Below are 15682 nucleotides of genomic sequence, written 5' to 3' on the forward strand. Positions count from 1 at the left end.
TGTCATAAAAACAGTTTGATTTCATCCGGAATATATCCCGTCCGTATACGCCACTCTTGCGGATACAGGTTATTGGCTCGGTTGCCAAGGTTCTTTACGAAACCCAGCGGAAGTCCTTGGTAGCGTATCAACACATATCCCTTATCTGTACCGGAAGGTAAGACGAGTGTCTCCTTCTTTAAGAATTTAATAGCGTCTTCCCATTCCAGCTCTACGGATGGAAAGGCGTTGGGGGGTAAGGCGGTGCTTAAAGCCAGTTCTTGGGACGGGATAAAGTCTTTCCCTCTCGCTTCGCCCAGGCAAATACCGGCGGAGAGTACTCGTAAAGGCTTGGTATTGATGAGTGAAAATAGATCCGAATGGGCTTTTGGATATGCTCGAAGGAAACGGTCGTTCCATTCGAGAGAAAATGAGGTTTCATCCGAAAGGAACAGATGGGTCTCCTGTGGGATGGACGGAGCGGCTTTTCCCCGCTCTTTTTTCCCTCTGGACTTGATGCGAATCTCCTCGATCTCGCCTTCCGCTTTCCGGAGGGCGGCGAGGGAAAAGCCTTCGCCCCGTGTCTTATGCGGGAAGAAGCGGTAAACCGGATGTTCAAACCGGAGGGTGCCGGTGATCTGCCATTCCTCTTGGGTAGGGATAGGCAATGCCTCGGCTCCCAGCTCCTCTATTATATAATGTATGTTCTCCTCATTCTCTTCCGTATTATAGGTACACGTGCTGTAGATCAAGATACCTCCGGGTTTCAAGGCGTTCCAGATATCATGGATGATGCGCCGTTGGCGAGAGGCGCAAAGCCGTACGTTATCTATGCTCCATTCGCCTGTGCTATCCGTATCTTTCCGGAACATACCCTCACCGGAGCAAGGTACGTCGGTGACGATCACGTCGAACTGATGAGGCAATGCCTCGCCGATCTCTTCCGGGTCATTATTGATAACGATCGTGTCCGGGCGGCCCCATTTAGCGATATTTTCGGCCAATACATAACTCCGGCTGCGGATCACCTCGTTACTGACGAGCAGACTACCCTCCGGCAATAAGCTCGCCAGGTGCGTGGACTTGCCGCCCGGGGCGGCGCATAAATCCAAGCAACGTACCGGCTCTTTTACATATGCCTTGATCGCTTGTTCCAGAAACATGGAAGACGCTTCCTGTACGTAATAGGCCCCCGCATGGAATAGAGGATCGAAGGTGAAAGATAACCGTTCCGGCAAATAAAAACCGCTCTCGCACCAAGCGACCGGAGCACCTGCTTTGGGAGCAGGAGTCCCTTTCATCGGGTTGATACGGATACTTACGGGAACATCAGCGCTTAACGCTGCCTCTAAACAATCGAACTCCTCGCCAAGTAAAGCCTGTGTACGGGTAACAAAATCAATAGGAAGTGCCATGATTATTCTGCTAGTTTGCGGCAAAAGTACTACTTTCGCGGAAAACAAACAGTATGCGAGCTTCTCTTTTCCTTATACCGGTTACCTTGGGCGATACGGAACATCGCCGTGTCTTGCCTGCGTACAACCGTGACGTGGTCGTATCTATCCGGCATTTTATCGTGGAAAACGTGCGTACGGCACGCCGTTTCTTGAAAAAGGTGGAGCCGGGGATCGTGATCGATGACTTGACATTTTATGAACTGAATAAACATACCTCGCCGGAACAAGTCGCCGGCTATCTGGCTCCTTTGGCGAAAGGCGAGAGCGTAGGCGTGATCTCGGAGGCGGGCTGTCCGGCGATCGCGGATCCGGGCGCTGACGTAGTGGCCATCGCCCAACGGAAAGATTATCCGGTGGTACCGTTGGTAGGGCCTTCGTCTATCTTGATGTCGGTGATGGGATCAGGCTTCAACGGGCAGAGTTTCGCTTTTCACGGTTATCTGCCGATTGATGCTTCCGAGCGAACGAACACGATCAAGAAATTGGAGGGAAGGATTTATTCCGAGCATCAGACGCAATTGTTTATCGAGACTCCTTACCGGAATAATAAACTGGCCGAGGAGTTGATCCGTTCGTGCCGTCCGTCTACGAAACTCTGTATCGCCTCAAATATAACTTGTGAGGATGAGTATATCCACACTCGCCCGGTCAAGGAATGGGCGGGCAAAGTTCCCGACCTGAGCAAGAAGCCTACGATTTTCCTAATCTATAAATAAGAGGATTGATATGAGTTATCAAGCGCACGAGACAGCGGTAATCGATGCAGGTTGTGAGATTGGGGAAGGAACCCATATCTGGCATTTTTCCCATATCATGACGGGATGCGTGATTGGCAAGGCGTGTAATATCGGCCAAAATGTAGTCGTATCGCCGGGTGTGATCCTGGGGAATAACGTGAAGGTACAGAACAATGTCTCTATTTACACGGGTGTGATTTGCGAGGATGATGTGTTCTTAGGGCCTAGTTGCGTGTTTACAAATGTAACCAATCCGCGTAGCGCTATCTCCCGGAAAGATCAGTATAAGGAGACGGTGATTGGCAAGGGAGCCTCGGTCGGCGCTAACGCCACGATCATTTGCGGCCATTCGATCGGAAAATATGCCATGATCGGTGCCGGGGCGGTGGTGACGAAGGATGTTCCGGCTTATGCGCTGGTCGTAGGGAATCCGTCCCGCCAGATGGGGTGGGTAAGCGAGTACGGCCATCGCTTGGTGTTTGACCCCGAAGGATTCGCTACCTGTCCGGAAAGCGGTCAACGATATAAGTTGGAAGGAAATACATTAATTTCTATACAAGCATAAAAATATCTATTTTTTAAACAGGGATTCATCGCGGTCGCGATGGCTTGTTGTATTCAAGTATCGGAGCGCCCGATTCCAATGCCACACTTGGAGAGGAGAAATGCCATACTTGGAGAGGAGAAATGCCATACTTCGCAGGGTGAAACACCATACTTCGCAGGGTAAAATACCACACTTGGAGAGGGCTGAAGTATTGTTTATTGGGTCGTGAATGAAATGTCGCAATGTATCTCTATCCTCTCGGATGTGATAGGATGTGTGAACGATAGATATTCAGCGTGCAGATAGAGCCGTTCCGCCTTTCGTCCGTAAAGCTCGTCGCCAAGGATGGGGCAATGAAGACCTTGGGGATGGGCAGCGTGTACCCGTAGCTGGTGGGTACGTCCGGTCTGGGGATAAAAGGCGATAAGGGTTTTCCCGGAAGCCCGTTCCAATACCCGGTAGCGTGTAAGGGCGGGTTTCCCGAACTCCTCGCTTACGATTTGCCGGGGCCTGTCCAATGGATCGGGGCATAGCGGGAGACGAATCTCGCCCTCTTCCTGAGGAACTTCGCCCTCTAATAAGGCGATATACCTTTTCTGGATGGTCCGGTTCTTGAATTGGGCTTGCAGGTCCTGATGTGCTTCTTTGGTTTTGGCGGCAAGCAGCAAGCCCGATGTTGCCATATCCAGACGATGCACGATAATCGGGCCGGTGGCATCCGGATAAAGGGTACGCAGCCTGTGATAGACGGAGTCCATATCTTCCTTGCCGGGGACGGAGAGCATACCCGCCGGTTTATTGACGACCAACAGATAGTCGTCCTCATAAAGGATATCCAGCTTCGTCTCCCGGTGAGCGTCCGCCAATAACGGATTCTCATCTACCCGCAATCCCTGTAGCATATGATGGAGGATCGGCTCGCATTTCCCTTTGCAAGCCGGATAATAATATCCATGGTGCCGGATCTCCGTCTTGGGAGAATCGCCCCACCAGAACTCAGCCATGGCGATCGGTTCCAACTGATGCTGGTAGGCGTATTGTAAAAGTTTAGGGGCGGCGCACTCTCCCGCTCCGGCAGGCGGCGCACCTTGGGAGGTGGGGGAGAACAGTTCGCGTAAGTCCTTCACCTCGCCCCGGGCGTTCAGGATCCGGAATTGCTCGAACAACTTGTGTTGCAAGGCCGCCGACCTTCGTTTGCGCTCTTGCTTCAGTTGCTCGATCTCTTGTTCAAGCTGGTTTACCGTTGCCTGCTCCTCTTCCACAAAAGCCTGCATTTCTTTCTTCAGTTGCTTGTATTCGGCATTCGTTCGTTGGCTTTTTTTTATGAGAAGAGCAGCCTCCTCTTCCGTGAGAGGAGATTGCCGGCATAGGTCGCGGGCTCTTTTCCGTTCCTTGACCAACATTTTGGCAGATTGTAACATGAGATCTGTAAACCGGGTCGCATGTTTTAGCCTGAATCGTGCCTCTTTAAGGGCGGGAGAGGCTTGCAAGATCCGGATACGGGCATTGATCTCATTGATCTGCTCCTCCTCTCGCCGGAAGAAACCATCCGGTTGTAATAGGTCATAGATCGGGGGGACGAAGAAATGATGTACATTCTTCCCCGCTAGGTTGCCGGAGAACGCGGCCAGATAACCGACCTCTCCGGCGGAAGTCCGAACTACCAATACACCGAACATTTTTCCGGTTTGTAACTCTTCCCTCCATTCGATTCGTTCTTTCAGATATGCCTGAGTCTCTTCAGCCGCTATCACGCATAGGGGATGCGGTGTATAGTGGAAAGGATACGTGAATCGTTCCGGTAAGGGGATCGATTGTATCGGTCGGGTAAACATGTGAAACTTAGATTCCATCATCCATTATAATATTCTCGCCATTAATGAAATCGTTTTCTTCTTGGCAGAGGAATAGGCACATGCGGGCGATATCCTCCGAGTTGTTTTCTGTCGAACCGATTTCTTTTTTCGGGTTATCTGAGAGGACAGCCGATGCTCTATGGGGTTGAACTTTGAAAAAGCCAGTCGTACTGTGTGAAATCTCAGAACAAACTCCAAGCCACCGTCAATCCCGCCATCACGATCGCTACCATGCTCATCAGCTTGATAAGGATATTCAAACTCGGGCCGGAAGTGTCTTTGAACGGATCGCCAACCGTATCGCCGACAATGGTTGCCTTATGCGCCTCGCTACCCTTGCCGCCGTGGTTTCCTTCCTCGATGAATTTCTTCGCGTTATCCCATGCTCCTCCGGCGTTCGCCATGAATACGGCTAATACGAAGCCCGTGCTCAATCCACCGATCAATAGTCCGACAACGCCCGCCACCCCAAATAGGAGTCCGGTTAAGATGGGGGCGATAATAGCTAAAACGGAGGGAAGTACCATCTCATGCTGCGCTCCTTTCGTCGAGATCTCCACGCAACGGGCATAATCCGGTTGTGCCTCTCCGGTCAGGATCCCCTTGATTTCCTTGAACTGACGGCGAACTTCCTCCACCATGTGCCCGGCCGCACGCCCTACGGCATTCATCGTAAGGCCACAGAACATGAATGCCATCATGGAACCTAGGAACATTCCGGCCAAAACCTTCGGATTCATTAAGGTGACATCATAATATGCCATAAAGTCCGGGAATGAGGCTTTGGATATCTCGACCGTTCTGCCATCGGTAAAGTTCAAGGCGGTCTCGCCCAAACGGAGCAAACCGATCTTGATCTCTTCTACATAAGAGGCCAACAGAGCTAATCCGGTTAACGCTGCGGAACCGATGGCGAACCCTTTACCCGTAGCGGCGGTCGTATTTCCTAATGAATCCAATGCGTCTGTACGTTTGCGCACTTCTTTCCCAAGGTTACACATCTCGGCGTTGCCTCCGGCATTATCCGCTATGGGACCGTAAGCGTCTGTAGCCAACGTGATGCCTAAGGTCGATAGCATACCTACAGCCGCTATGCCGATTCCGTATAATCCCATGCCCACGTTCGTGAAGTCGAATCCGGAGGCGAACAAGAAGGAACAAATAATACCGACTACAACGGCTAGTACCGGGATGGCTGTCGAGAGCATCCCGAGTCCGAGTCCGGAGATAATAACCGTTGCCGGCCCGGTCAGTCCCGCTTTGGAAACGAGCCGAGTCGGTTTATAGGATTGGGAGGTATAATACTCTGTCGCTTGCCCGATCACGATTCCGACTAGCAAACCTATGATCACGGAGCAACCGATCCAGAACCAATTCTCTATGCCTAATACATAAAGAATCCCGAACGTAGAGATAGCGATCAATACGGAACTCAAGTTTGTTCCTATGGCTAACGCTTTCAAGAGTTGCTTGATCGTCGCATTCTCATTCGTACGGACGGCGAAAATACCAATAATGGATAAAATGATACCGATAGCGGCGATAAGCATTGGAGCGATAACTGCCTTATATTGTAGTTCTACGCTTCCGGTAGAAACGAATGCGGCGGCTCCCAATGCGGCGGTCGCCAGGATAGAACCGCAATAAGACTCATATAGATCGGCTCCCATACCGGCGACGTCACCTACATTGTCGCCTACGTTATCGGCGATTGTCGCCGGGTTGCGAGGATCGTCCTCCGGGATTCCAGCTTCTACTTTACCTACCAAATCCGCTCCGACATCGGCGGCTTTCGTATAAATTCCTCCTCCCACACGTGCGAACAAAGCTTGTGTAGAGGCACCCATTCCGAATGTAAGCATGGTTGTCGTGATCAGGGTGAGTTTATGAGTCGGGTCCAAAGCCTCGCCTGGGATGAAAGCGTTTAACAGGATATACCAGAATGAGATATCCAGCAATCCAAGCCCTACGACTACCAGGCCCATGACCGCCCCGCTTCGGAAAGCCACTTGCAAACCTTTGTTCAAGGAGGTGCGGGCTGCGTTCGCTGTACGAGCCGAGGCATAAGTCGCTGTTTTCATGCCTAAGAAACCCGCTAATCCGGAAAAGAAACCTCCTGTCAGGAAGGCGATCGGCACCCATTCGTTTTGTACATGGAAGCCATAGGCCATAACAGAGAATAAGATCACTAGGACAACAAAGACCGAGGCGACTACTTTGTATTGTTGTTTCAGATACGACATCGCCCCTTCACGCACAAAGGAGGCGATCTTTTTCATCAACTCGGTTCCTTCACTCTCTTTCATCATTTGCATGAAGAAGAACCAGGCAAATGTTAGCGCTAGGACAGAGGCTAACGGGATAATCCAGAAAATACGCGTAATCATGACACGGTAGATTTAATGTTATACTTAAGTAAGAAAGCAATGTGACAACATTTTTGCTTTCTGTGTAAATGTAGCAAAAATAAAAAGACGATGGAAACTTTTTCCCCAATAATAATGTTTGTAATTAAAAAAAACAGCATATTTGCCACTTGATTAAGAGATGAGAGATAAATGGCAGAAGAGACAAACCATAAACCCTATCGGTTGGGCTTGGCGCTTAGCGGAGGCGGAGCGAAAGGTTTTGCGCATATCGGTGTGTTTCGAATGATGGAAGAATGTGCGCTGAGACCGGATATTATAGTCGGTACCAGCGCGGGGGCTTTAATGGGTGCTTTGTTTGCCGATGGTTATTCGGCGGCGGAGATCCAAGAGCTTTTTACCGGACGTGAGTTCTCTGAATTCGCCCAGTTGCAGATCCCTAAGGCGGGTTTGTTCGATAGTAAGCGTTTTCGTTATTTCTTGAGGCGACACTTGCGGACCAAGAATATCGAGGACTTGCGGATTCCGATGGTGATTGTCGCTACAGATTTGGATAATGGCGAAAGCCATGAATTTAGGAGTGGTCCTATAGTTGAGGCGGTGACAGCTTCTTGTAGTATCCCGATTATTTTCAGCCCTGTAGTCATCAATGGTGTTCATTATGTGGATGGAGGATTATTTCACAACTTTCCGGTCTCCATCATCCGTGAGGAATGTGAACGTATTATCGGGGTGAATGTAAGCCCGTTGATCCCGCAAAAATATAAGCAGACCCTGTTCCATATCGCCGAGCGCTCTTATCATTACATGTTTCGGGCAAATACGCTGGAGGATCGAGAGATGTGTGATGTCTTAATAGAAGCGGAGGAGTTCGGCTTATATAAGACATTCGATCTTGAGAATGTGGGCGTGATTTGTAATATTGGCTACGATGCCGCTGCCCGGAGTTTTGAGAAAGTATTGAGCGAGAATAAATATGAAACCTTGGTGAAAGCGATCGCGGCAAGAAAGAATGGCCTGATGCCGTAACAAATCGTCTGTCTGGACAAAGCGCTTTTCCTCAAAAACTTTATATAGAGATGAACGCAATGGAACAAAAAAACAAGATGGTAATTTATCAGGTATTTCCCCGTTGGTTTGGGAATCTGCGACCATCTCCTGTAATGAATGGTAGTTTGGCCGAGAATGGAGTGGGTAAGTTCTCGGCTTTTACTCCTTTGGCTCTATCTAAAATCAAGGAATTAGGTATTACCCATGTATGGTATACAGGGGTGATAGAGCACGCTACGAAAACCGATTACACCCTGTTTGGTATCCGGAAAGACCATTCTGCCGTAGTAAAAGGCAAGGCCGGATCTCCGTATGCGATAAAAGATTACTATGATATAGATCCGGATTTGGCGGATAATATCCAGAACCGTATGAGCGAGTTCGAGGATTTGGTGGAACGTACGCATAAGGCAGGGATGAAGGTTATTATCGATTTTGTACCCAATCATGTGGCACGTCAATATTTCTCGGACGCACGGGAGTCCTTCGTGGAGGACTTAGGTCAAACGGATAATGTGTCCAAGGCTTTTGATGTGAATAATAACTTTTATTATCTTCCGGGGCAGACCTTGACGCTTCGTTTTGATCCGCAGCGTGAGGAGGATTTTGCCTATAGTGAGTTTCCCGCGAAGGTAACTGGTAACAATCATTTCGATGCCTATCCAAGCCAGAACGATTGGTATGAGACGGTGAAGCTGAACTACGGCGTGGACTATATGCACGGAGGTGTTTGTCATTTCAATGCCATTCCCGATACGTGGAAGAAAATGCTGGATATCTTGTCGTTCTGGGCTGATAAGGGAGTAGATGGTTTCCGTTGTGATATGGCGGAGATGGTTCCGGTCGAGTTTTGGAGCTGGGTGATTCCTCAGGTAAAGAAGGTACGTGATGTAATCTTTATAGCGGAGGTGTATAATCCGGATGAGTATAGGAATTATATTTATACGGGACACTTTGATTATTTGTATGACAAGGTGGGTCTTTATGATACGGTTCGTGCGGTGATGTGCGGACAGGCTCCGGCTAGTAATATATCGCATTGTTGGCAATCGTTGGAGGGAATCCAGAAAAATATGTTGAATTTCTTGGAGAATCACGATGAACAGCGTATCGCATCTGATTTCTTTGCGGGGGATGCCCGTCCGGGTATTCCGGGCATGATTGTCTCCGCGGCCATGAATACGAATCCGGTTATGATCTATAGCGGTCAAGAGCTCGGCGAAAGGGGAATGGACGCCGAAGGCTTCAGTGGACGTGATGGACGCACGACCATCTTCGATTATTGGAGTGTCGAGAGTTTGCGAAACTGGAATAATAATGGACTCTTTGACGGGGCTAAATCAACGCCGGCAGAACGCTCGTTGCGTGAGATGTACGCTAAGCTATTGAATGTGGTACGATCCGAGCCGGTGATTGTCGAGGGAGCGTTCTATGATTTGATGTACGCGAACTCCGATAATCCGTATTTCAATCCGAACCGTCAGTATGCGTTCTTGCGCAAATGGAAGAACGAGGTGCTTCTGGTTGTCGTAAATTTCGACCGTGCCGATCAATGTGTATGGGTAAATATCCCGGTCGAGGCATTCAAGGCTCTTGACTTTGAGGATAACAAACCGGCTGAATTGACCGATTTGTTAACTGGGGAAACGACAATCAGCACGCTAACGGACGCTTATCCTTATCAAGTGAAACTCCCGGCTTATTCAGGCAAGATGCTTAAGTTTTCTTTTCTCCATAAGAAAGCGCTTTTTTGAAGGGTTAGGAGTGCTTAGTATAAAATGCTTCATCGCGGTTGCGAATGTAGAAAGTTTTCCAAATATAAAGAGACTATTGTAAATAAGTTTTGTACTTTTGCGGCACAATTCAAATCTATTCACTTTAAGATAAATATTCGGAATAATGAGTGCACAAACTCCTTTCTTGGTGTTCTCGGGAACAAACTCCCGGTATCTTGCAGAGAAAATTTGCAACAGTTTAGGTTGTCCTCTGGGACAGATGAATATTCAGCACTTTGCCGATGGTGAGTTCTCCGTTTCCTATGAGGAGTCTATCCGCGGCAGAGATGTATTCTTGGTACAATCCACATTCCCTAATTCTGACAATCTGATGGAGTTGCTTCTGATGATTGACGCGGCTAAGCGCGCTTCCGCGCATTCAATCATCGCTGTAGTCCCTTACTTCGGTTGGGCTCGTCAGGATAGAAAGGATAAGCCTCGTGTTTCCATTGGCGCAAAGTTGATCGCTGATATGTTGAGTACGGCAGGCATCAATCGCTTGATTACGATGGATCTTCACGCTGATCAGATCCAAGGGTTCTTTAATGTTCCGGTAGACCACTTATATGCTTCTTCCGTATTCTTGGATTATATCAAGACGTCTTTGTCTTTGGATAACTTGTGTATCGCGACTCCGGATGTAGGAGGTACGAAACGAGCCAGCAGCTATTCCAAGTATTTAGGTTTGCCGATGGTTATTTGCCACAAATCTCGTTTGCGTGCCAATGAGGTTGCCGAGATGCGTATTATTGGTGATGTGACGGGACTGGATGTCCTTTTGGTTGATGATATGGTGGATACGGCCGGGACAATTACGAAAGCCGCGAACTTGATGTTAGAGAATGGGGCGAAGTCTGTTCGTGCTATCGCCAGTCACGCTGTGATGTCGGATCCGGCTTCTACTCGTGTAGATCAGTCCGCTTTAACGGAAATGATCTTTACGGATTCTATTCCTTACGCTAAGAAATGCGAGAAAGTAAAGGTGTTATCTGTCGCCGATATGTTCGCTGAGGCGATCCGTCGTGTATGTAGCGGTGAATCTATCAGCTCTTTGTATGTGATTAAATAGAACACAATAAGGTAGAAAAATAAAAACGGTCGTTTCCAAAAGAGGCGGCCGTTTTTTGACAGCGAATACAGGGAACGGAGTAGCGAAGCAGGTTAAGCCTTGAACTTTTGGTTACTTAATGAATAATCGCAACATTAACCCGATTTTTTTATATTTTTTTCTATATGATCTAATATTTTTAGTACTTTTACGCCGACTTTCAAGTGGCTATTTGCTTGAGAATTGACCTTATAATCAAATCATAGGTAACGTCCGCTTAACCATCGGATACAAAATTGACCAATTATGGCGACAGAAAAGACCATTTTGACCGTCGGCTTGTACGAAAACGTGTTAACAATTTCAATATATTATGCGTATGAATGATTTTTTTACTTTTAGAAGGAAAACCCTTCTTGCGCTTATGTCGCTAATAGTCTGGTGTTTACCAGCACTGGGGGGGTAGAAAACAACGGGTATAACCTGACCTCATTGTCGGGAGAGCATTATATTGATCTCTCCTGCAGCGAGAGCACGAGCGATTGTTGGTTGGAAAAGCCCGAAGGGGCACCCGAAAATGTGTATATCTTGTTTCAGTTGGAAGGCAGTGTTCCTACCGATGAGTTCCAATTTATCGTAAACGAGCAGAGTACGGATGCGGAAGGCAAACTCTGGATCACCCCGGAGATGTTTCAAGAGGAGGGACGCTATTTCTATTACACCTTACTAAGACGTAAGACCTCCCCTTCGTTGGCAGGTAAAACGTATGCCTATACCCTGACGCTGTATGCTTCGCAAGACACAAGTACCACTCCGCTTGCCGTTTTCTCGGGAAGTCAGACAGTGAAACGGATGGTATGGTTGCGAGTTACACCAAATCGGATCACCGGTGATCTATCGACATCTATTCCTTTTACGGTCACGGTTGAAGCGAACGACTTCGTCGGTACGCCGGATGCAATGTTGGTGATCCGCAAAAATGAGGGGGTGTCGATAACGTCCAAAGACCTGGAACAATTGCAAGGCACGGAGCTTTCTCAGTCCAATTATTATCATTATTTCCGGATCGGTGAACTTCAGAATGACACTTACAACTTCACGCTTTCGTCTACGCAAGAGTTCCGCCAAACGATTGAGATAAGTATCGTGGATGGCAACGGACAACATATTCCTAATAGTAGTTGGGTACAAGTATCGGTTCCGTTCAATGTCTCGCAAACCGATATTGACGGTCTGGAGAAGATCGCGAATGACAACAACAACGCTTATCTGCGCGATTATGTCTCAAACGAACGATATCTGAACAGTAGTAGAGAAGACTCCATTTACATCGAGTGGGATGATAATTTGTCGCCTGCTCGTATCAGCAACTTAAACTTCATGTTCCAAAGCCTGACAACATTGGATGTCTCCGCTTTCGACTCACTGATGTACCTGACCGTTAACCACGCCGCCATCGACAAGTTGGATCTGAGCATGTTAAAGAGGTTAAGGGGCGTAGGTTTACACAACACCGGCATCACCTCTTTGAATCAGGTGAAACTACCGGACAATCCGGATCTGGAAGTTAGAGGCAGTTACGAGATAGCGGTGGGTAAACAGATCAACGAATACACCTGCCAACTTGTTTCCGGCGAACAGGTCAATCTCTCGGAATATGCCACCATCGATGGTGAACCGACCACGATCAAGTGGTTCAAAAGCTCCGACTCTGGCAGCGTAGAGGTAACAGCGGAATGGGTAGAAACCGCTCCCTATATTTTCGTGGTCCCCGCTCTCAAAGAGGAGGATGCCGAGAAATGGGTTCGCTACTGGTGCGAGATCAGCACGGCACGATATCCGGAGTGGAAAGGTTGCTCAAGGAACATCCAGATCGTCCGTGGGGCGAATATCGACTACAGCGAAGACGACATCCAGCTGCTGAAAAACCTGGCGGCCGCCAACCCCAACTGTCATGAGTTGCAACAGTTCGTGGCAGACACCGTAAAGGGATGGGAGGAATCCTGGCAGGAATCCTGGGTGGACCGGAACCGTAAGGTGGCAGTCGATTGGAACTATGAGACGCCGGCGCGGATCAACAGACTACGTATTTCTGACCTGTCGACAGTGACAAATCTGGATCTTTCGGGGTTCACCGAACTGACCTATTTGGATATCACGCATCTGAGTGAATGGTCGAAAGAACAACAGAAATATATTGGTCTCAAAACACTCGACCTCACCAAAAATACAAAGTTGAGACAGTTGGAGGCTCAGAGTAATTATGGTCTGAAATCGTTGAACACTTCCGGATTGACAGCATTGGAGATTGTTTCGGTTCGTGGTAACACCGAATTGACCGGATTGGATTTGGCTGCAAGTCGGTCTGTATTGTCCAATTTGAATCTTGAACGTTGCCAGTTTGATATCGATTTGATGCAATTTACGGCGTTAAGAGTCTTGAATCTTGATTATACAAGCCAATATGGTAACTATCTCGATAAGCTGGTAAACCTGGAGGTGCTTAATTGTTGTGGAACAAAATATCCTTTGTTAGACTTCTCCAAATATCCAAACTTGACGGATTATGGCGTTCCCATGGGCGTACCAGCACTTGACATCACCAATACGAGAATCAGTGGATTGAATATGAGTGGGTCACAAGTCCGTTATTCAACCCTGAAAGCAGGCAGCAATGTTATCATAAATGGAGGCAGCCAGATCCCCATACCGAACCTTCCGGAGTCTACCGAATATCCTGAGTGGAAGAGATCTGTGTACGACATCGCAGTCGGTGATACGGTCGACCTCTCTTCCGAAGCGTATATCGACAACATTGCCTCCCGTTATCTCTGGGTGGACGAGACTAACCAGACCGAATCGACCGGCGTATTCATTCCGGTAGAAGGAGCACCCGGCAAATTCGTCTACAAGGGAGGTGGCCGTCCTGGAAAATTCTACCATTGCATCATTGCTAACGAACGGTATAGCAAATACACAGAAGTCAACCGATGGAACGGTTGGCGTTTGGAAACCTATCCGATCCAGCTTCCTGAAATCAAAGCCACCTACGAACCGACCGAAGTGGCGGCTCTTAAAGCCATCGTCGACGGCACGGACAGCCCGGCATTGAAGCAGTGGTGGGAGAGCGAAGCTTGGAAGACCGGCAGTGGTACGGATCCGCGTTTCGGTACGTCTTGGATATTAGATGAAGGAACAAATATCTACCATTTGGGCTATCTGCAACTCCTCGATTTGGGAGATACGCTTAAGACATTGAACGTCGATGCGTTTACCGAACTGGTCGATTTAAACTGCAATGACAATGGAATAGAGGAGCTATCCTTGCAGAAAAACGCCAAACTGGAGTTCTTGCAAGTCGACTCTTGCCCTCATCTGAAGACAGTGGCACTTCCTGACGCAAAAGAGAGACTAAGGTCGCTGAATATATGTTGGAGCTACGAGTTGGACAGCCTCGATGTTTCCGGATATACCAACCTGGATACATTAAATCTGCGTGGTTGCAATTCGTTGACCTATGCAGGCGAACTGTCGCAGCTCGTCAACTTGGAATACCTGTGGCTGAATAACACGCTGCTCGAACCGCTCAAAACGGATAGCAACAACTATTCAAAGCTGAAACGACTGGGTGTTCCAAGGAAAACGAAGGCATTGGATGCCAGCCGGATCGAAAACCTGGAGGATCTGGATGTCGGCGGCTCCATGCTTACCATCTCGACCTTGCAACTCAAGAATACAGACTCTTGCTTTGTCCATGGGTGGACCTATCCGGACATCGAGGGCATCAAGAAAGTGACCAACCCCGACGGGGACGAGTTCACCCCGTTCTATCTCTTCCCTGCAAACGAGAAGATCGACCTCTCTTCCGAGATGGTGATAGGTGATGAACCAACCTATGTGTTCGGGGCGGATGGTTCCGATGGTTTATACACCGTAAGAGGGAATATACACGATCGTGTCACCCTCCAATGGGTGAATTTGACATACGGGGACTGGGCAGTGGTGCTGATGGGTCAGATCGTCTCTTGTAAGGGCGATGCCAACCTTGACACGAAGGTGGATGTGCGCGACCTTGTTGTGACCGCCAACTATATCGTCCAAAACGAAGACGCACTGCCGGAGGATCAGTTCGGACGGTATGAAGCCGATGTAGACGACAACAACAGCGTCGATGCCGTCGATATGCAGAAGATTGTCAACCTAATCTTGAAACCGGCGACGAAAGGCACGATAGGGCTGCGTGGCGGCTATGTGCCGGCGGTTGAACTGTCGGTGGAGAACGGTTACCTTTATATGGAGGCTGAAGTGCCTGTCACTGCCTTGCAACTTGAACTGACCGGCATGACGCAGACTGAACCGCTGCTCGGAAAGGCAGCCGGGCTGACGCAGGTGTCGGCTGCAGGCGATACAACACGTATCCTCGGCTATAGTTTCAAGGGTGTGGCTATCCCCGCAGGGAAGTCTGTCCTGATGAAGTTCCCCGCAGGGGCACGTCTCGCCAAGGCGGTCTTCTCCGACGAGAAGGCGCAGCGTCTTGAGGTACGGACCAAGGGGGATATCGCCACGTCGAACGAGACAATCCGCCCGATGGATGACCAGCGGATTGGCAACTACCCGAACCCGTTCCGCGGGACGACTACACTGGTCTACCGGCTCGACGAAGCGGCGGACGATGTCTGCCTGCAGGTATTCAGCTTCAACGGTGCGTTGGTGGAGATCGTCGGTGGCTTGCCCGCTGCGGCAGGTGAAAACCGCTTCGTCTACTCCGCCCGCCTCGGTGCCGGGACCTACCTCTACCGCCTTGCCGTCCGGAATCAGGGCAAGACATCTTATAGCAAGTCTAACACGTTTATCATTAAATAAGAGA

At 49.0% G+C, this 15682-nt stretch carries 9 protein-coding genes and 1 pseudogene; 6 read left to right on the plus strand and 4 right to left on the minus strand.

Translation table 11 applies throughout. The annotated features are described in order from the left end of the window. Nucleotides 1-2: 2 nt before the first annotated feature. Nucleotides 3-1394, minus strand: a complete 1392-nt coding sequence (locus G7Y39_RS06545) for an rRNA cytosine-C5-methyltransferase (protein ID WP_165156241.1) — start codon at nt 1392-1394, stop codon at nt 3-5. A 53-nt stretch (nt 1395-1447) separates the two neighbouring features. On the opposite strand from G7Y39_RS06545, the gene G7Y39_RS06550 reads away from it, so the two are divergent. Together G7Y39_RS06550 and G7Y39_RS06555 are read left to right on the plus strand one after the other, a co-directional pair. Beyond that, on the plus strand, nt 1448-2152 hold the full coding sequence (locus G7Y39_RS06550; protein WP_165156242.1) for an SAM-dependent methyltransferase: 705 nt from the start codon (nt 1448-1450) through the stop codon (nt 2150-2152). A gap of 10 nt (nt 2153-2162) precedes the next feature. Next, on the plus strand, nt 2163-2738 hold the full coding sequence (locus G7Y39_RS06555) for an acyltransferase (protein ID WP_165156243.1): 576 nt from the start codon (nt 2163-2165) through the stop codon (nt 2736-2738). A gap of 197 nt (nt 2739-2935) precedes the next feature. Here G7Y39_RS06555 and G7Y39_RS06560 read toward each other — a convergent pair whose 3' ends face one another. The 3 genes and pseudogenes from G7Y39_RS06560 to G7Y39_RS06570 all read right to left on the minus strand — a co-directional run bounded on the left by G7Y39_RS06560 (nt 2936) and on the right by G7Y39_RS06570 (nt 6963). Further along, nucleotides 2936-4573 carry an RluA family pseudouridine synthase gene (locus G7Y39_RS06560; protein ID WP_165156281.1) on the minus strand — a complete coding sequence of 546 codons (1638 nt, stop codon included), beginning with the start codon at nt 4571-4573 and terminating at the stop codon, nt 2936-2938. Beyond that, nucleotides 4563-4655: pseudogene (locus G7Y39_RS06565) on the minus strand (oxidoreductase); the annotation flags it as partial. The gene G7Y39_RS06560 and the pseudogene G7Y39_RS06565, both read right to left, overlap by 11 nt. A 103-nt stretch (nt 4656-4758) precedes the next feature. Continuing rightward, complete coding sequence (locus G7Y39_RS06570) at nt 4759-6963, minus strand: sodium-translocating pyrophosphatase (protein ID WP_165156245.1); 2205 nt, start codon at nt 6961-6963, stop codon at nt 4759-4761. 171 nt (nt 6964-7134) lie between these two features. Between G7Y39_RS06570 and G7Y39_RS06575 the strand changes: the two genes are divergently transcribed. The 4 genes from G7Y39_RS06575 to G7Y39_RS06590 all read left to right on the plus strand — a co-directional run bounded on the left by G7Y39_RS06575 (nt 7135) and on the right by G7Y39_RS06590 (nt 15678). Then, nucleotides 7135-7971, plus strand: a complete 837-nt coding sequence (locus tag G7Y39_RS06575; RefSeq protein ID WP_165156247.1) for a patatin-like phospholipase family protein — start codon at nt 7135-7137, stop codon at nt 7969-7971. Nucleotides 7972-8030: 59 nt separating this feature from the next. Next, nucleotides 8031-9746, plus strand: coding sequence for an alpha-amylase family glycosyl hydrolase (locus G7Y39_RS06580; RefSeq protein WP_165156249.1), 1716 nt, complete (start codon nt 8031-8033; stop codon nt 9744-9746). A 145-nt stretch (nt 9747-9891) separates the two neighbouring features. After that, nucleotides 9892-10836 carry a ribose-phosphate pyrophosphokinase gene (locus tag G7Y39_RS06585; RefSeq protein ID WP_165156251.1) on the plus strand — a complete coding sequence of 315 codons (945 nt, stop codon included), beginning with the start codon at nt 9892-9894 and terminating at the stop codon, nt 10834-10836. A 420-nt stretch (nt 10837-11256) separates the two neighbouring features. Beyond that, entirely contained in the window at nt 11257-15678 is a 4422-nt protein-coding gene (locus G7Y39_RS06590) for a hypothetical protein (protein WP_165156253.1), read from the plus strand. The last annotated feature ends 4 nt before the right edge of the window (nt 15679-15682 follow it).

Origin of the sequence: Parabacteroides sp. ZJ-118 (genome assembly GCF_011038785.1) — a bacterium.
Classification (GTDB): Bacteria; Bacteroidota; Bacteroidia; order Bacteroidales; family Tannerellaceae; genus Parabacteroides.

Bases quoted from the DNA above. Each gene is read 5' to 3' on its own strand.
- G7Y39_RS06545 (WP_165156241.1), bottom strand. From the start codon at position 1,394: ATGGCACTTCCTATTGATTTTGTTACCCGTACACAGGCTTTACTTGGC.
- G7Y39_RS06550 (WP_165156242.1), top strand. From the start codon at position 1,448: ATGCGAGCTTCTCTTTTCCTTATACCGGTTACCTTGGGCGATACGGAA.
- G7Y39_RS06555 (WP_165156243.1), top strand. From the start codon at position 2,163: ATGAGTTATCAAGCGCACGAGACAGCGGTAATCGATGCAGGTTGTGAG.
- G7Y39_RS06560 (WP_165156281.1), bottom strand. From the start codon at position 4,573: ATGGAATCTAAGTTTCACATGTTTACCCGACCGATACAATCGATCCCC.
- G7Y39_RS06570 (WP_165156245.1), bottom strand. From the start codon at position 6,963: ATGATTACGCGTATTTTCTGGATTATCCCGTTAGCCTCTGTCCTAGCG.
- G7Y39_RS06575 (WP_165156247.1), top strand. From the start codon at position 7,135: ATGGCAGAAGAGACAAACCATAAACCCTATCGGTTGGGCTTGGCGCTT.
- G7Y39_RS06580 (WP_165156249.1), top strand. From the start codon at position 8,031: ATGGAACAAAAAAACAAGATGGTAATTTATCAGGTATTTCCCCGTTGG.
- G7Y39_RS06585 (WP_165156251.1), top strand. From the start codon at position 9,892: ATGAGTGCACAAACTCCTTTCTTGGTGTTCTCGGGAACAAACTCCCGG.